This window comes from Kitasatospora hibisci (genome assembly GCF_043950205.1).
GTDB lineage: Bacteria > Actinomycetota > Actinomycetes > Streptomycetales > Streptomycetaceae > Kitasatospora > Kitasatospora hibisci.
This window is the reverse complement of record NZ_CP171642.1, coordinates 3,112,991-3,130,319: the sequence shown is the minus strand read 5'-3', so window position 1 is coordinate 3,130,319 and position 17,329 is coordinate 3,112,991. Positions and strand designations below refer to the sequence as shown.

Here is a 17,329-nt window from a genome sequence, read left to right as displayed (position 1 = left end):
GCGATCGTGTCGGAGTCCATGGCTCCACTCTTCCGGCGCGGCGGCCCGCCGACGAGTGGCAGGAATGCCTGATCACATCGAAAAACTGCCAACCGACCCCTTCCCCGCGGCCGTCGGTCCGGGGCATCCTGGCGGCATGCTGAAGAACGTGGTCGCGGTGGTGCTGGAGGAGGTCCACCCCTTCGAACTCGGGGTGGCCGCAGAGGTGTTCGGCCTGGACCGGAGCGACGACGGCCTGCCCCGGTACGACTTCGCCATCGCCGGCGCCCGCACCGGTCCGCACCGGACCCACGCCGGCTTCACCGTCGACGTGCCGCACGGCCCGGAGCGCCTCGCCGAGGCCGACCTGGTCGTGGTCACCGCCACCGGCGTCCGCGAGGACTACCCGGAGCCGTTGCTGGACGCCCTCCGGACGGCAGTGGACGGCGGCGCCCGGGCGCTCTCGATCTGCAGCGGAGCCTTCCTGCTCGGCGCCGCCGGGCTGCTCGACGGCCGCCGCTCCACCACGCACTGGCGGTACACCGACGAGCTGGCCGCCCGCCACCCGCTGACCACCGTCGAGCCGGACGTGCTCTACGTCGACGACGACCCGGTGATCACCTCGGCCGGCACCGCGGCCGGTATCGACGCCTGCCTCCACCTGGTGCGCCGGTTCCAGGGAGCCGAGGTGGCCCGGGCGATCGCCCGCCGGATGGTGGTGGCCCCGCACCGGGAGGGCGGGCAGGCGCAGTTCGTCGCCCGTCCGCTGCCGGAGGGGGACGGCGACTCCCTCGCCCCGGTGCTGGACTGGATGCGCCACCACCTGGACCGGGAGTCCACCGTCGAGCAGCTGGCGGCCCGGGCGCACATGTCACCGCGCACCTTCGCCCGCCGCTTCCAGCAGGAGACCGGGACCACCCCGCACCGCTGGCTGGTCGGGCAGCGTCTGCTGCTGGCCCAGCGGCTGCTGGAGTCGACCGCCGAGCCGGTGGACGCGATCGCCGCCCGCTGCGGATTCGGCAACGCGGCGACGCTGCGCCACCACTTCGGCCGCAGGCTGGGCACGACCCCGCTGGCGTACCGCCGCTGCTTCGCCGAGCCGGCGGCCGGCTGACGCCCGGGCGGGCCGCCGGCTGACGCCCGGGCGCCCGTCCCGGAGCCGCCGGACCGAAGAGACGCCCGCCCCAGGGCCGGCCCGACTGCCCGTCAGCCGGCCGCCAGGTGACCGGTCCGGTTCCAGTGGTCCGGCCGCAGCCGCCCGCCCTCCGCCCGCCAGAGGCTGGTCGAGCAGTTGTTGACCGGCCCGAGCGCGGTCAGCTGCTCCTCGGTCAGCCGGTCCAGGGCGTAACGGAGCATCAGCACCGTGCAGTCGTGCGCCACCAGCAGCACCGGCCGACCGGCCTCCTCGGCGCAGACGTCCCGCAGCAGGCTGCGTACCCGCAGGGCGACGTCGGCCCAGGACTCCCCGCCGGGCGGGCGGTAGTAGAGCTCGCCCATCTTGCGGCGTCTGGCCGCCTCCTCCGGGTACTTGGCCTCGATGGCGGCCTTCGGCAGCATCTCCAGGATGCCGAGCTCGCGGTCGCGCAGCCGCTCGTCGTAGCGGATGCCCAGCGAGACCGGCACCGCGCCCAGCCCGGCGGCCTGCGCCAGCGCGAACCGGGCGGTCTCGGCGGTGCGCACGTACGGCGAGCACCAGACGCTGCGCGGCCGGTCGGCGCTGGGCAGGCCGGCCCACCAGCGCCCGAGCGCCTGGGCCTGCTGCCGGCCCTGCAGCGAGAGCGGGATGTCGGCGTCCCGGCAGCTGATCGGCACGCTCAGCGCGCCGGCCGCCTCGGCCAGCTGGAACTCCACGTTGGCGGTGGACTCGCCGTGCCGGGTGGCGATCAGGACGGACGGCAGCGGGGCGGGCGCCGCGATCCCGTTGGCGGTGGGGCCGGTAGCGGCCGGGACGGGCGGCCCGCCGGCCGCGTGGGCGGAGTGGTGCTGGCCGTTGAGTGTGGTGCGGAGGTCTGCCATCGCCGCTGCTCCCCGTGGGTCGATCAGTTGCCGGCCGGCTGTCGGTCCGGTCTGGTGGTGCCCTGTGTGTGCGGCCGTTCATACATATGATCGCGCCGTCTCTTCCAGTGTTCACGGAGGAGACGGCGCGATCACAGGGCGCGCGCAGGGGTTGTCAGTGCGCCGATACGGGCTCCGGCGCGTTCTTCAGCTCGTCGTCGCCGGCTTCGGCGCTGTAGTCGCCGGGGCGGGTCTCGTCCGGGCCCTCCGGCGCCTTCACCGCCTTCAGCACCAGCGTGAGCACCACGGCGACCAGCAGGTTGATCACGAACGCGGTCAGCCCGATGTAGCCGAGCTCGCCGATGCCGGGGATCTCGGCCGCGCTGCCGCCGAAGTGCTTCGTGGCGGGGCTGGCGATGTCGTACGCCTCCCAGGTGCCGTAGATCATGCCGACGGCCCAGCCGGCGAACAGCGCCCAGTGGTGGAACCAGCGGGTGAAGAGGCCGCCGACGATCGAGACGAAGGTCTGCAGGATCCACAGACCACCGAGCAGCTGCAGGTTGATCGCCGCCTGCTTGTCCATGGTGAGCACGAAGACCAGCGCGCCGACCTTGACCAGCAGCGAGGCGATCTTGGCGACCCGGGTCTCGTCGGCCGGGGTGGCGGCCGGCTTCAGGAACTCCTTGTAGACGTTGCGGGTGAACAGGTTGGCCGCCGCGATCGACATGATGGCCGCCGGCACCAGCGCACCGATCCCGATCGCCGCGAACGCGACGCCGGTGAACCAGTCCGGGAACATGTCCTCGAACAGCTGCGGGACCGAGAGCTGGGCGTTGAACTTCTTGTCGCCCTTGCCGATCCCGGCCGCGATCGCCATGAAGCCGAGCAGCGCCAGCAGGCCGAGCATCAGCGAGTACGCCGGCATGATCGCCATGTTGCGGCGCACGGTGTTGCGGGACTTCGAGGCCAGGACGCCGGTCACCGAGTGCGGGTACATGAACAGCGCCATCGCCGAGCCCAGTGCCAGCGTGGCGTACGTCCACTGCTTGTTCTCCGGCACGGTGAGCGAGCCGGCCGCCTTGGGCGCGCTGAACTTCTGGCCGACCGCGTCGAAGATGTGGCCGTAGCCGCCGAGCCGCAGCGGGATGTAGATCACCGCGACGATGATCACGATGTAGATCAGGGTGTCCTTGACGAAGGCGATCAGGGCCGGCGCCCGCAGCCCCGAGGAGTAGGTGTACGCCGCCAGCACGCCGAAGGCGATGAACAGCGGCAGGTCCTTGACGAACCAGTTGGCGTTCTCGCCGCCGCCGACCCCCAGCACGTCCAGCACCGCCTGGATGCCGACCAGCTGCAGCGCGATGTACGGCATGGTGGCCAGGATTCCGGTCAGCGCGACCACCAGCGCGAGCGGCTTGGAGCCGTACCGCCCGCGCACGAAGTCGGCCGGGGTGACGTACCCGTGCACCCGGGAGACCGACCAGAGCCGGGGCAGGAAGAGGAAGACCAGCGGGTACGCGATGATCGTGTACGGAACGGCGAAGAAGCCCGCCGCGCCGGTCGCGTAGACGGCCGCCGGGACGGCCACGAAGGTGTACGCGGTGTAGAGGTCGCCGCCGAGGAGGAACCAGGTGACCCAGGTCCCGAAGCTGCGGCCGCCGAGGCCCCACTCGTCCAGGTGCAGGGCGTTGTCGGCCTTGCGCCAGCGCGAGGCGAGGAAGCCCATCACGGTGACCAGCAGGAAGAAGAGCACGAACACCGCCAGGGCGGGCACGTTGACGTCCTTCATCGCGCGCCACCCGCCTTCCGGGCGGCCTTGCGGGCCTTCTCGTCCCGGTTGATCAGCAGGTAGGCGGCGACCGTGAAGACGGCCGAGACCGGTACCCAGAGCAGCTGGTACCAGTAGAAGAACGGCACCCCGCCCGCCTCGGGGCCGGTCTTGTCGTACGAGGTCACCCAGAGCATCGCGACGATGGGCACGAGCAGGGCGAGGGCGGCCAGCACCCGCTCCGGCGTCACTGCCGGCACTGCGTCGGGGCCGGGTGGCTCGGGCATGACAGGTTCGGTGGCAGCGCGGTCTGTCGGCATGATTCGGCTCCGCTCCGGAGGAGGGCTCACCCGGTCGGCGCCGCAGCCCCGCGGGGCCGCACAACCCCCCGGAACCCGCCGAGCAGCACCACTGGTGATCGGCAGTCAATACGGCTGCGAAATCTAGAGCATGGCGTGATCTCTGTCACCGCATTCGACGAACTTCCCGCCATCCGGACGCACCGCACGCCGCGGCGGTGCCCCGGCGCCGTCCGGACGCGCGAAGGCACCGGCGCGCGCGGGTGCGCAGGCCGGTGCCGGGGCGGGGCGGGGAGCGGCGCCTACTCGGGGCGCTTGAGCCGGGTGATGAACTTGTAGCGGTCGCCGCGGTAGATCGAGCGCACCCACTCGACCGGGGCGCCCTCCGCGTCGAAGGAGTGCCGGGAGAGCTGGAGCATCGGCAGGCCGAGGTCGGAGCCGAGCAGCCCGGCCTCGCGCGGGGTGGCCAGCGTGGTCTCGATGGTCTCCTCGGCCTCGGCCACGGTGACCCCGTACACCTCGCGCAGGGCGGCGTAGAGCGAGTTGTGCTTGGCCAGGTTGCGGCGCAGCGCGGGGAAGCGCTTGGCCGACAGGTGGGCGACCTCGATGGCCATCGGATCGCCGTTGGCCAGCCGCAGGCGCTCGATCCGCAGCACCCGGCCGCCGGGCTTGATGTCCAGCAGCGGCGCCAGCCGGTCGTCCGCGGTGATGTAGCCGATCTCGATCAGCCGGGAGGTGGGCTCCAGGCCCTGGGCGCGCATGTCCTCGGTGTAGGAGGTCAGCTGCAGGGCCTGGGCGACCTTGGGCTTGGCGACGAAGGTGCCCTTGCCCTGGATGCGCTCCAGCCGGCCCTCGACCACCAGTTCCTGCAGCGCCTGCCGGACGGTGGTGCGGGAGGTGTCGAACTGCGCGGCCAGCGCCCGTTCGGGCGGCACCGGGGTGCCCGCGGGCTGGGTCTCGGTGAGCTGGAGCAGGTGGCGCTTGAGTCCGTAGTACTTCGGGACCCGGGCGGTCTGGTCCGCGCCGGTCTGCGCCGGGAGGCTCTTCGCCTGGGGGTCGTTCACCTGGGCCGTGCTGCCCCCGTCGCTGCTCATCGGACCTGTCTCCCGCTTCTCGCGCGGCTCCTGGTGGCCGCGCCACATCGTTAACAGCTCACATCGTTGCATGTATGGCAACGGAACGAATACCTCATCACGCGATGAACGATCTGCGGTGTCGGCTTGATAACGGGTGGTCCTGATCGCATGAACAGCCGTTGACAGGCCCATTGGTCTAGGCCAAGCTCCAGGCATCTGGTCTACACCACTAGGCCGGTCACTATGAATCCCCCCACCCGTTCGCTGGGGTCCGCGGCACCATTTCTCCCGCCTTGCGTGGGTCTGCCGCAGCCACCCGACGGGGGCAACCCAGGCATCCCTCAGGAGGATGGCGTGAAGCGTCAGCTCATCGCGGCGGTCGGCGTCGCAGCAATGGTCGTCGGCGTGGCGGCTTGTGGTTCGGACGCCAAGTCCAGCGACGAGGGCAAGGGCGGCTCGTCCTCGACCTCCGCGGCCGGCAAGAACTACAGCGGCAAGACCCTGACCGTGTGGCTGATGGACGGCTCCGCCCCGAAGGGCTGGACGGAGTCGGTCAAGTCCGAGTTCGAGTCCACCTACCCGGGCGCCAAGGTCGACTTCCAGATCCAGAAGTGGAACGGGATCGGCGCGAAGATCACCACTGCGCTGTCCGAGGGCTCCGTCGACGTCCTGGAGCTCGGCAACACCCAGACCGCGGGCTACGCGGCCAGCGGTGGTCTGCTCGACATCACCAAGGACAAGGCCGCCCTGGGCGGCGCCGACTGGGCCGCCAACCAGAACGAGGCCGCGATCCTGGAGGGCAAGCAGTACGCCGCCCCGTGGTGGGTCTCCAACCGCGTGGTCACCTACAACAAGGACCTCTGGGCCAAGGCCGGTCTCAGCGACGCCCCGAAGACCCTGGACGAGTTCTACGCCGACCTCGACAAGCTGAAGGCGACCGCGGGCGTCACCGACCCGATCTACATGCCGGGCCAGGAGTGGTACGTCTACTTCGGCCTCCTCTCCAGCGAGGGCGGCAAGCTGGCCAAGAAGGACGGCGACAAGTGGGCCGGCGGCCTGTCCACCCCCGAGGCGCAGAAGGCCTTCGAGACCTACAAGAAGCTGCAGAGCTACTCGGCCACCGGTCCGAAGGACAAGGACGAGGCCACTCCGCAGCAGAAGGAGGTCTTCGGCAAGGGTGACATCGGCACGATGATCAGCCTCGGCTGGGAGCTGCCGGAGGAGAAGGTCATGCCGAAGGACAAGATCGGCTTCTTCCCGCTCCCGGGCAAGACCGCGGACAAGTCCTCGGGCGTCTTCCTCGGCGGCTCGAACCTGGCCATCGCCCAGGCCAGCAAGAACTCCGAGATGGCCAAGGACTTCCTGAAGGTCGCCCTCAACGACAAGAACGAGGGCCTGGTCGCCGCCGCCGGCTCCATCCCGAACAAGACCTCGCTGAACAGCCAGGTCGCCGGCGAGTTCGCCAAGGCCGCCCTCCCGGCTTCCGCCAACGGTGCGATCACCCCGAACACCCCCACCTGGGCGAACGTGGAGAACGAGCCGAACCCGATCAAGGAGTTCCTGACCGGCGCCCTGACCGGCGACTACGCGGCCGCTGCCAAGAAGGCCGACGACGAGATCGCGAAGCGTCTCAACCAGAAGCAGTAAGCAGGTGAGCGGCGTCGCTCACCGGCTCCCGGCGGGGGGGGCCGGTGGGCGGCGCCTGTCCGTCGTGGTCGGTTGCTAGGAAGAGAGAACGATGGCTGTGCATTCGGAGCGGGTGCAGACACAGTCCCCGGAATCAGGGAAGGCTGCTGTGGCCAGTACTGACGAGACCGACGTCATCGTCGTCGGTGCCACCCCGAAGAAGAGCGGCAGACCGGTCAACCGGCGGGTCGGGCAGTCCGCCGCCCCGTACCTGCTGCTGCTGCCGGCCATCGCGGCGACGCTGCTCCTGCTGGGGTGGCCACTGCTCAAGACCGTGCTGGTGTCGTTCCAGAACCTCAACCGGCGGCAGCTGATCCAGCACCTCACCGAGTGGAACGGCTTCGAGAACTACACCGACCAGCTGACCAGTTCGGAGTTCTGGTCGGTCACCGGCCGCACGGTGGCGTTCACCGCGGTCAACGTCGTCCTGATCATGGTGTTCGGCACCCTGGTCGGCCTGCTGCTGGACCGGCTCGGCAAGCGGATGCGGCTGGCGCTCTCGATCTCGCTGATCCTGGCCTGGGCGATGCCGGTGGTCGCCGCGACCACGGTCTTCCAGTGGCTCTTCGACTCGCAGTTCGGTGTCGTCAACTGGTTCCTGGACAAGCTGGGCTGGCACGGGATGGCCCACTACAACTGGACCAGCGGCCAGTACTCGACCTTCTTCGTGATCGTCGTGCTGATCGTCTGGGGCTCGATCCCGTTCGTGGCGTTCAACATGTACGCGGGCCTGACCACCATCCCGAAGGAGCTCTACGAGGCGGCCCGGATGGACGGCGCCGGATCCTTCAAGATCTTCGGCGCGGTGATCTACCCGATCATGAAGCCGTTCTTCCTGGCGACGACCTTCCTGGAGGTCATCTGGGTCTTCAAGGCCTTCACCCAGGTCTACCTGATCAACAAGGGCGGCCCGGACGGGCTCACCCGGACCCTCCCGGTCCACGCCTTCCTGGAGGGCTTCGGATCCCAGCGCTTCGGCGTCGGCTCCGCGATCGCGGTGCTCACCATCCTGATGCTGGGCGCGCTGATGGCGTACTACTTCCGGATCATTCTGAAGCAGGAGGACGAGCTGTGAGGCGCTCGCTCATCGGACGCACCTGGCCGAACGCGATCGCGGTCGTCCTCTTCGTCTTCTTCATCTTCCCCGTCTACTGGATGATCTCGACGTCCTTCAAGCAGGACAACGACATCATCAGCCGGACGCCGGTGTTCCTCCCGCTGGACGCGACCTTCGAGCACTTCGACAAGGCCGTCCACGCCCCCAACTTCTGGACGTACGTCACCAACAGCCTCGTCGTCACGGTCGGCGCGGTGCTCGGCTCGCTGGTGATCGCGACCCTGGCCTCCTTCGCCATCGCGCGGATGCGCTTCCGCGGCCGCAAGAGCTTCGTCCTGGTCGTCATGGCGGCCCAGATGGCGCCCTGGGAGGTCATGATCATCGCGGCCTACCTGCTGGTCCGCGACAACGACATGCTCAACAGCCTCGTGCCGCTGACCGCGCTCTACCTGATGATGGTGCTGCCCTTCACGATCTGGACGCTGCGCGGCTTCATCGCCGCCGTGCCCAAGGAGCTGGAGGAGTCGGCCATGGTGGACGGCTGCACCCGCACCCAGGCCTTCCTCAAGGTGATCTTCCCGCTGCTGGCCCCCGGTCTGATGTCGACCTCGCTGTTCGGCTTCATCACCGCGTGGAACGAGTTCCCGCTGGTCAACATCCTGAACAAGAAGGAGGAGTTCCAGACCCTCCCGCTCTGGCTCTCCTCGTTCCAGACCAACTTCGGCACCGACTGGGGCGCCACCATGGCCGCGTCCACCATGTTCGCGATCCCGATCCTGATCCTCTTCATCTTCCTGCAGCGCAAGGCCGTGGGCGGACTGACCGACGGCGCCGTGAAGGGCTGATCCCACGTGAGCATCCTCATCCCCACCCTGCCGGCCAGCGACCAGCTGCACCGGGACGCGCTGACCGTCCTGCAGCCCGGCTTCGTCGGCACCGAGCCCCCGGAGTGGGTCCGCCGCCACCTGGCCGCCGGCCTCGGCTCGGTCGCCCTGTTCGACCGCAACGTGACCGACCTGGCGCAGCTGTCCGCACTCACCGGGTCGCTGCGGGAGGAGAACCCCGACCTCCTGATCGCGATCGACGAGGAGAGCGGCGACGTCACCCGTCTGGAGGCCGGCTCGGGCTCGTCCTGGCCGGGCAACTTCGCCCTCGGTGCGATCGACGACCCGGCGCTGACCCGCGACGTCGCCCGCGAGCTGGGCCGGGCGCTGGCCGCCGCCGGCGTGAACTACAACTGGGCGCCCACCGCGGACGTCAACTCCAACCCGCGCAACCCGGTGATCGGCGTCCGATCCTTCGGTGCCGACCCGGAGCTGTGCGCCCGGCACACCGCCGCCTGGGTGGAGGGCCTGCAGTCGGCCGGCGTCGCGGCCTGCTCCAAGCACTTCCCGGGCCACGGCGACACCGCGGTCGACTCGCACCACGGCCTGCCGGTGATCGACGTCGACCTGGACGTGCTGCGCGCCCGCGACCTGATCCCGTTCCAGGCCGCGATCGCCGCCGGCACCAAGGCCGTGATGACGGCCCACATCATGATCCCGGCGCTCGACCCGAAGCTGCCGGCCACGCTCAGCCCGCTGGTGCTGCGCGACCTCCTGCGGGCGGCCCCGGAGGAGGGCGGCCTCGGCTACCAGGGCCTGATCGTCAGCGACGCCATCGAGATGGGTGCCATCGCCGACACCTTCGGCATGGGCGAGGGCACCGTGCTGGCGCTGGCGGCCGGCGCGGACGCGATCTGCGTCGGCGGCGGCCTGGCCGAGGAGGAGACCGTGCTGATGCTGCGCGACGCCATCGTGGCGGGCGTGCAGTCCGGCCGGCTCCCCGAGGAGCGCCTCGCCGACGCCGCCGCCCGGGTGCGCGCGCTCGGCAGCTGGGGCAGGATCGCGGCCCAGGCCGAGCGGCCGGAGCCGGATCTGGCGGTCGGCCTGCGGGCCGCCCGCCGTGCGCTGCGGGTGGTCCGGGCCCCCGGCCGGGTGGTCAGGCCGGTGACCGAGCGCCCGTACGTGGCCTCGTTCGCCGACGAGCCGAACATCGCCGTCGGCGACGTGACCCCCTGGGGCGTGGCCGACATGCTGGCCGACCGCTTCCCCGGCACCCGCACCCGCGCGGTCCGGCCGCAGGACGCCGCGCCGGAGCAGCTGGACGCGCTGGTGGCCGAGGTGCTGGCCGGCGCCGAGGGCCGCAGCCTGGTGCTGGTGGTCCGGGACGCCCACCGGCACGAGTGGATGGCCGCCACGCTGGCCCGCCTGGTGGCGGCCCGGCCGGACGCCGCGGTGGTGGAGATGGGGCTGCCGCAGTCCGAGCCGGTCGGTGCCCTCCACGTCGCCACCCACGGCGCCGCCCGGGTCTGCGGTCTGGCAGCCGTGGAGGTGCTCACCGGGCAGTCGGGAGCGGTCGGCTGAGCCGTTCGTCGGACCGCGTTCCGGGGTGCCGCCGAGGCGCCGTCGAGACGGGCCCGCCATGCGCATGTCGCATGGCGGGCCCGTCCGCGTTCCACCCCGGTCGACCTGCGGCTTCCCCGCCTGTCGGTGCTCCCTCAAATCGCCCTTAAGGCAGCCTTAAATTCGACTGAGGGTAGCGGACCGGCAACGCATCGCCACGCGGTACAACAGGTTGACAACGCCCTTGACCGGCGGGCCATTTGGCGTTGACACCGCAAGTGGTCTAGGCCAGGCTCCACTGCATCCGGTTCGAACTCAAACATCACCGGATGTGGTATCAGCCCTTCCCGCACTACGCCGCCCCTTCCCGGAGACCACTCCCGGCGGGCGCCCACGCTGCCGGCGGGCACCCAGCTCTAGCACTCTCGGAGGGATGGCGTGAAGAAGCGTCAGCTCGTGTCCGCGTTCGGGACCACTGCGCTGGCCGTCGCACTGACGGCCTGCTCCTCGGCCGGCTCGCCGTCGGGCGGCACCAGGAGCGGTACGGCGGACCCGAAGTCAGCCACCGGAACGGTCACCGTCTGGCTGATGGAGGACGCCCAGAAGAACTGGCCCGACCTCGTCCAGCGGGTCAACGACGAGTTCGCCGCGAAGTACCCGAACGTCACGCTGAAGCTGGCGTACCAGGGTTGGGCCGACAAGGTCACCAGGTTCGACAAGGCGCTCGCCGAGGGCTTCGCCCCGGACGTGGTGGAGCTCGGCAACACCGAGACCATGAAGTACATCCTGGCCGGCGCCCTGGCCCCGGTGGAGCGCAGCAGCTTCGACAACTCCGACGCCTGGATCAAGGCGCTCGCCAACACCTGCACCTACCAGGACAAGCTCTGGTGCGTGCCGTACTACGCGGGCGCCCGGGTCGCCATCTACAACGCGACGGCCTTCCAGGCCGCCACCGGGAACACCGAGTTCCCCAAGACCGAGGACGAGCTGAAGGCGGCGCTCGACCGGGTCGCGGACAAGAACAAGTCCGACAAGACCTACTCGGCGCTCTACCTGCCCGGTCCGTACTGGTACGCCGCGATGAGCTACGTCTCCGCGTACGGCGGTGCGATCGCCCGCTTCGACAGCAGCGGCAACTGGCACGGCACCCTCAACGACCCGAAGTCGCAGCAGGGCATCGCCCACTTCGTCGACCTGGTGCGCAAGTACAACAAGGGCGACCTCGCGGTCAACGAGCTCAACCAGTTCGAGGCGATGGCCCGCGGCCACGCCGGCGCCTTCTACGGCAACCCCTTCGAGGCGGCCAGCGTCACCGCGCCGGTGACCGGCGACCCGACCCTCAAGGACGCCGTCAAGGTGGCCACCATGCCCGGCCCGGGCGGCAAGCCGTTGCCGACCTTCATCGGCGGCTCGGACCTCGCCGTCACCGCGAAGTCCCCGGTGGCCGCGCTGGCGGCGGACTGGATCCGGATGTTCACCGGCACCAAGTCGCAGCAGGCGCTGGCGGACCGGGACATCCTGCCGAACAACCTGACCCAGCTGGGCCCGCTGAAGAACAAGCCGGCCACCGCCGCCGCGGCCAACGCGGTGCCGGACGCCTGGTTCACCCCGCTGGCACCCGGCTGGGGCGCGATCGAGAAGCAGAAGATCCTGCCGGACATGCTCACCGCGATCCTCAAGAACAACAAGCCGATCGACCAGGCCACCAAGGACGCGGACGCCGCGATCGACCAGCTGATCAACAAGGCGGGCTGACCCGCCGCCGCGGAGCCGCGGGGCCGCCCGGGCCCCTCCCCACCGGCGGGGGAGGGGCCCGGGCCGGCGCCTCGACTGTGCTCCCGGGTGGCGGTCCCCGTAGGATTGCCGCAGGAAACACCGCAGCGAGTGTGCGGACTCGCCGCCGTAGAGGTCCCCGCCGGGCATCCCGCCCGCGTGGGGTAGAACCATCTCATCGGAGGCACACCCAAGATGTCCGACACGCAGACTGTCCCCGTCCCCGGCCGGATCATGGCGGCGGAGATGGCCGAGCAGCCGGCCGTCCTCCGGCGCATCCTCGACGAGGGCGCGCCGAAGATCTTCGACATCGCGGCCGAGATCGCCGCCCGCAACCCGCGCTTCGTCCTGCTGACCGCCCGCGGCACGTCCGACAACGCGGCGCTCTACGCGAAGTACCTGATCGAGATCCTGCTCGGCAAGCCGGCCGGCCTGACCTCGATGTCGACCACCACCGCGTACGGGGCCAAGCCGGACCTCACCGACGTGTTGGTGATCACCGTCAGCCAGTCCGGCGGTTCGCCGGACCTGGTGGCCTCCACCAAGGCGGCCCGCGAGGCCGGCGCCATCACGCTGGCCGTCACCAACAACGCGTCCTCGCCGCTGGCCGAGGTCTCCGAGTTCCACATCGACGTGCTGGCCGGCCCGGAGAAGGCGCTGCCCGCCACCAAGACCTACACCGCCGAGCTGCTGGCCCTCTACCTGCTGGTCGAGGGACTGCGCGGCGGTGACGGCGCGGCCGCGAAGGAGCTGCCGTCGCTGGCCGCCGGCATCCTGGCCCGCCAGGCCGAGGTGAAGGCCCTGGCCGAGCGCTACCGCTTCGCCCAGCGCCTGGTCATCACCTCGCGCGGCTACGGCTACCCGACCGCCCGCGAGGCGGCGCTGAAGCTGATGGAGACCACCTACATCCCGGCCTCCCCGTTCTCCGGCGCCGACCTGCTGCACGGCCCGCTGGCCATGGTGGACAACGTCTCCCCGGTCATCGCGATCGTGCCGGACGGCAAGGGCGGCGAGGCCCTGCAGCCGGTCCTCGACCGCCTGCGCGGCCGCGGCGCGGACCTGGTGGTCATCGGCCAGCAGGCGCAGGTGGACGTCGCCTCGGCGGGCTTCGCGCTGCCGGCCGGCGTGCCCGAGGAGGTCCAGGCGATCCTGGAGATCCTGCCGCTGCAGCTGCTGGCCTACGAGGTCACCATCGCCCGCGGCCAGGACCCGGACGCCCCCCGCGCCCTCGCCAAGGTCACCGAGACGCACTGAGTCCTCGCCCGCTCGCCTCCGGCTCCGGCGCGGCCCTTCGGGCCGGGGCGGGGTCGCCCCCCCCGGGGGGCGCTCAAAGGCCGAGCCGCCGTCCACAGCCTGTGGACGGCGGCTCGGCCTCTGAGCGGCTGGGGAAGCCTGGGTGCGCACCGCGCCGGGAGGCGGAAAGCACTACGGGCCACGGCGCCGACACGGGACCCTCAACCCGTGCGGCACCGCAGCCCGGAGCTGTCGTCGGGCGCCGGGGCCGGTCGAGGACTGTGCGGGGTCCTCGCCGGGTGGCGTCCGACCGAGGAGAAGCCGTGCGCGGGTCAGGGCAGTTGCGCGGTGGGCTCCTCCTTGGTGCCCTTCCATTGTGGACTAGACCAATCTGGGTTGTCCAGGGATGCCCGGAAATTGGTCTGGACAACTCGACGTCCCGCCCGGAGCCTCCGCAGCACCCCGCGGCCCGCCCGCGGGCGGGTGCGGCGGGCCCACCGGCCCGGCCTGGAGCTACGCTCGCCATGTGCCCTCGCTGAACGAACTCGTCCGCCGCCACACCACCCTGACCGGTGCCGATGTGGAGTGGCTCCACATGCTGGTCTCGGAGTGGCAGCTGCTCTCCGACCTCTCCTTCGCCGACCTCGTCCTGTGGATCCCCACCTGGGACGGCATCCGCTACGTCTCGGTGGCCCAGATGCGGCCCAACACCGGGCCCACGTCCTACCAGGACGACATGGTCGGCCACCTCGTCCCGCGCGGCCGCCGACCGCTGCTGGACGCCGCCTTCGACGAGGGGCGGATCGTGCGCGAGGGCGACCCGGAGTGGCGCGAGGAGGTGCCGGTGCGGGTCGAGTCGATCCCGGTCCGGCGCGAGGGCAAGGTGCTCGGGGTGATCGCCCGGAACACCAACCTGCTGACCGTGCGCACCCCCAGCCGGCTGGAGCTCACCTACCTGCAGAGCGCCTCCGACCTGGCCCAGATGATCGCCGCCGGGGCGTTCCCCTTCCCCGGTGTCGAGCAGGCCGACATGGACGCCGCCCCCCGGGTGGGCGACGGCCTGATCCGGCTGGACGCCGATGGCATCGTCACCTACGCCAGCCCCAACGCGCTCTCCGCCTACCACCGGCTCGGCCTCACCACCGATCTGGTCGGCAGCCACCTCGGCCGCGCCACCGCCGAGCTCGCCCCGCCGTCGCGGGCGGCCGTGCACGAGGCGCTGGTGAAGCTGGCGAGCGGCTGGGCGCCGCGGCAGACCGAGGTGGAGGCCCAGGGCGGCGTGGTCACCCTGCGGGCCATCCCGCTCAAGCCCAAGGGAACCCTGACCGGTTCGCTGGTGCTCTGCCGCGACGTCACCGAGCTGCGCCGGCGCGACCGCGAGCTGATGACCAAGGACGCCACCATCCGGGAGATCCACCACCGGGTGAAGAACAACCTGCAGACGGTGGCCGCGCTGCTGCGGCTGCAGTCCCGCCGGATGGACTCGGAGTCCGGCCGGGCCGCACTCGACGAGGCGGTCCGCCGGGTCGGCTCGATCGCGATCGTCCACGAGACGCTCTCCCAGGCGCTGGACGAGCAGGTCGCCTTCGACGAGATCGCCGACCGGGTGCTGGCGATGGTGATGGAGCTCTCCCAGGACGGCCGGGTGACGACCCGTCGCAGCGGCAGCTTCGGGATCCTCTCCGCCGAGGTGGCCACCCCGCTGGCGATGGTGCTGACCGAGCTGCTGCAGAACGCGCTGGAGCACGCCTTCGGCCCGTCCGCCTCCGGCCACCTGGAGGTCAGCGCGCTGCGCGGGCGTGCGCCGGCCACCGGCATGGGCTGGTCGGACAGCTGGAACGGCGGGACCCGGCCGGAGGAGTACCTGCTGATCACCGTGCAGGACGACGGCAAGGGCATGCCGGAGGGGTTCGACCCGCAGCAGGCGGGCAACCTCGGCCTGCAGATCGTCCGGACCCTGGCCACCGGGGAACTCGGCGGGACCTTCGACATGGTGGCCGGTCCGAACGGCGGCACCAAGGTGGTCCTGGAGATCCCGGTGCGCTGACCCGGGGACGGCGCGCGCCTGGCGGGCGAGCCGGCTGCGCGCTTCCGCACGACCGCCCGCGGCGGCGGTCGGCCGGACTGCCGGCGGGGCCGGGCCCCGGCCGCGAAGAAAGAAACGAGGCCCTGTCGACCGGGGGGGGGTGGGTCGACAGGGCCTCTCAACCCGTTCCGGCCGTCGGGGGGAGTCGGCCGGAACGGGGGCTCTGGGTGGTGCGACACCCCACCGGTGCGTTGCACACGGTGAGCGCCACAGCTCCACGATATTGCTCTAAGTGAACAGTATCAAGTGGCTGGGCGGCCCGGTGTCGCGGGACCTCGTCGAGCAAGGTCCTTTGTACGGAAGGCTTCGCCAGGAAACGCAGGGAAGCCCTTGATCATGTGTTGATCGGTCCTGCGGTCACTGCTGGTGCTACGGCGTGTGATCAGGCGGTGCGGGCGCGGTTGCGGGCAGCGCGGCGCTTCATCGCGCGACGCTCGTCCTCGCTCATGCCGCCCCAGACGCCGGCGTCCTGGCCGGTTTCGAGCGCCCACTGGAGGCACTGCTCCATGACCGGGCAGCGGCGGCACACGGCCTTGGCTTCCTCGATCTGCAGCAGAGCAGGACCGGTGTTCCCGATCGGGAAGAACAGCTCCGGGTCCTCTTCGCGGCAGACAGCGCGGTGGCGCCAGTCCATGGTCGTCCAACTCCTCCTGCCGACGGGGGTGGCCCGGCGGCATAATCGATGGCTTTGTGAATGTGAACGCTTTCACGAATCCCGCAACAGCAAAAGAGACCAAAGGCCCACCGGGCCCGGGAGGTCTGTGCTGGGGAGGGATTCGGCGATTCGAGGGACACTCCGCGGTCGGCCTCCGTCGGTCCGAGGTTGCCGTCGCTGCGATGTGTCCCGATCGCCATGTAGAGGTTCGCAAACCTCGGGCCGGGATACAACCCCCTTCAGGGAGGAATTTTTGATTCTTCGGTGTCGCCTAGCTCACAGCCAGTACTTCTATGGAGTGAAGGGGGCTTGTGCGTTCGAGAAGAAGGGCGAACCCCCCTTCCGGTCACACAATCACACGCAGTGCCCGCCGTACGCCTGTGAAACTGACGCGACTCCTGTCTCCAAGGTGGTCCCCATCGACCTGAAACGGGGCCGGTTCCTGTGAAACCAAGGTGAAGTGCCGGGCGTCGTGGTAGGAGACGACGTGCTTGCCCGACGGGCCGACCGGGGCGGAGCCGTCGCTCGAAGCACTGTGCGACCGCAGGATCTGACGGACCGTTCGAGCCGTGCCGAACGCCGTCATCCGGGTGATCCCGAAGACGTCGAGATCCGTGTCGAAGGAGGCGAGCGGGGAGGGGTAGACCGGCCGGTTGCCGAGGAACGTCCAGGGGGACGTGTTGCTGACTATGGCCAGCACCAGGCCCGGCACCGGCCCGCGGCCCGGCATTTCCAGGGTGACCGGGCCCGATCGACGCTGCTCACGCTGGGTGACGTAGTGCCGGAGCGCCTGCCCCACGTAGAGCGCGTGGGTGGACCTGCGCCCCGCCCGGCGCTGCTCCTCCACCCGGCCGACCACGCCGGCGTCGAAACCCAGGCCGGCCGTGAACGTGAACCAGCGGTCCGGCAGCCCCTCGGTCATCGCCTTGCCCAGGCCGATCGGCCGCTCCCGGCGGGCCTCCAGGGCGTTCAGCAGGGCCCCGGTCGCCTCCACGGGGTCGTTGGGCAGACCGAGCGCGCGGGCGAACACATTGGTCGAGCCGCCGGGCACCACGGCCAGCCGGGGGACCTTCTCGCCCGGGCCGTGCGAGAGCAGGCCGTTGACCGCCTCGTTGACCGTGCCGTCGCCGCCCAGCGCCACCACCAGGTCGACCGTGCCGTCCTCCGCCGCCTCCCGGGCCAGGTCGCGCGCGTGGCCCCGGTACTCGGTCTGCGCCACCTCCAGCTTGAGGTCGCTGCGCAGGGCGTGGATCAGGACATCCCTGGTGCGGCCACTGGTGGTGGTCGCTTTCGGGTTGACGACCAGGAGAGCGCGCATGTGCTCAGCCTACGGGTCGG

14 protein-coding genes are annotated in these 17,329 nt (G+C 70.8%); 8 read left to right on the top strand and 6 right to left on the bottom strand.

Translation table 11 applies throughout. The features are described from left to right. Positions 1–136: 136 nt before the first annotated feature. A complete protein-coding gene (locus ACF9IK_RS13260; protein WP_395294422.1) occupies positions 137–1,093 on the top strand; it encodes a helix-turn-helix domain-containing protein in 957 nt (318 codons plus the stop codon). A gap of 92 nt (positions 1,094–1,185) precedes the next feature. Here the strand turns inward: ACF9IK_RS13260 and ACF9IK_RS13255 are convergent, their stop codons facing one another. The 4 genes from ACF9IK_RS13255 to ACF9IK_RS13240 form a co-directional block, all read right to left on the bottom strand. Next, on the bottom strand, positions 1,186–1,995 hold the full coding sequence (locus tag ACF9IK_RS13255; RefSeq protein ID WP_395294421.1) for a histidine phosphatase family protein: 810 nt from the start codon (positions 1,993–1,995) through the stop codon (positions 1,186–1,188). Positions 1,996–2,149: 154 nt separating this feature from the next. Continuing rightward, positions 2,150–3,763 (bottom strand): monocarboxylate uptake permease MctP, encoded by a 1,614-nt coding sequence (gene mctP, locus ACF9IK_RS13250; RefSeq protein ID WP_395294420.1) that lies wholly within the window; start codon positions 3,761–3,763, stop codon positions 2,150–2,152. Continuing rightward, positions 3,760–4,029, bottom strand: a complete 270-nt coding sequence (locus ACF9IK_RS13245; RefSeq protein WP_395294419.1) for a DUF3311 domain-containing protein — start codon at positions 4,027–4,029, stop codon at positions 3,760–3,762. The genes mctP and ACF9IK_RS13245 overlap by 4 nt, the downstream gene beginning before the upstream one ends. Positions 4,030–4,343: 314 nt before the next feature. After that, on the bottom strand, positions 4,344–5,135 hold the full coding sequence (locus tag ACF9IK_RS13240) for a GntR family transcriptional regulator (protein ID WP_395294418.1): 792 nt from the start codon (positions 5,133–5,135) through the stop codon (positions 4,344–4,346). A 336-nt stretch (positions 5,136–5,471) separates the two neighbouring features. Between ACF9IK_RS13240 and ACF9IK_RS13235 the strand changes: the two genes are divergently transcribed. The 7 genes from ACF9IK_RS13235 to ACF9IK_RS13205 all read left to right on the top strand — a co-directional run bounded on the left by ACF9IK_RS13235 (position 5,472) and on the right by ACF9IK_RS13205 (position 15,297). After that, a complete protein-coding gene (locus ACF9IK_RS13235; protein ID WP_395294417.1) occupies positions 5,472–6,764 on the top strand; it encodes an extracellular solute-binding protein in 1,293 nt (430 codons plus the stop codon). 91 nt (positions 6,765–6,855) lie between these two features. Continuing rightward, a complete protein-coding gene (locus tag ACF9IK_RS13230; protein ID WP_395294416.1) occupies positions 6,856–7,878 on the top strand; it encodes a carbohydrate ABC transporter permease in 1,023 nt (340 codons plus the stop codon). After that, complete coding sequence (locus ACF9IK_RS13225) at positions 7,875–8,705, top strand: carbohydrate ABC transporter permease (RefSeq protein WP_395294415.1); 831 nt, start codon at positions 7,875–7,877, stop codon at positions 8,703–8,705. The genes ACF9IK_RS13230 and ACF9IK_RS13225 overlap by 4 nt, the downstream gene beginning before the upstream one ends. A 6-nt stretch (positions 8,706–8,711) precedes the next feature. Continuing rightward, complete coding sequence (locus ACF9IK_RS13220; RefSeq protein WP_395294414.1) at positions 8,712–10,265, top strand: glycoside hydrolase family 3 protein; 1,554 nt, start codon at positions 8,712–8,714, stop codon at positions 10,263–10,265. Between the two features lie 417 nt (positions 10,266–10,682). Continuing rightward, positions 10,683–11,999: a sugar transporter gene (locus tag ACF9IK_RS13215; protein WP_395294413.1), complete on the top strand. Its 1,317-nt coding sequence runs from the start codon at positions 10,683–10,685 to the stop codon at positions 11,997–11,999. 213 nt (positions 12,000–12,212) lie between these two features. After that, complete coding sequence (locus tag ACF9IK_RS13210) at positions 12,213–13,271, top strand: SIS domain-containing protein (protein ID WP_395294412.1); 1,059 nt, start codon at positions 12,213–12,215, stop codon at positions 13,269–13,271. Positions 13,272–13,776: 505 nt separating this feature from the next. Beyond that, positions 13,777–15,297, top strand: a complete 1,521-nt coding sequence (locus tag ACF9IK_RS13205; RefSeq protein ID WP_395294411.1) for a sensor histidine kinase — start codon at positions 13,777–13,779, stop codon at positions 15,295–15,297. A gap of 421 nt (positions 15,298–15,718) precedes the next feature. Here the strand turns inward: ACF9IK_RS13205 and ACF9IK_RS13200 are convergent, their stop codons facing one another. Further along, positions 15,719–15,970 (bottom strand): WhiB family transcriptional regulator, encoded by a 252-nt coding sequence (locus ACF9IK_RS13200; RefSeq protein WP_014138019.1) that lies wholly within the window; start codon positions 15,968–15,970, stop codon positions 15,719–15,721. A 367-nt stretch (positions 15,971–16,337) separates the two neighbouring features. Further along, positions 16,338–17,309, bottom strand: coding sequence for a diacylglycerol/lipid kinase family protein (locus tag ACF9IK_RS13195; RefSeq protein ID WP_395294410.1), 972 nt, complete (start codon positions 17,307–17,309; stop codon positions 16,338–16,340). Positions 17,310–17,329 lie beyond the last annotated feature (20 nt).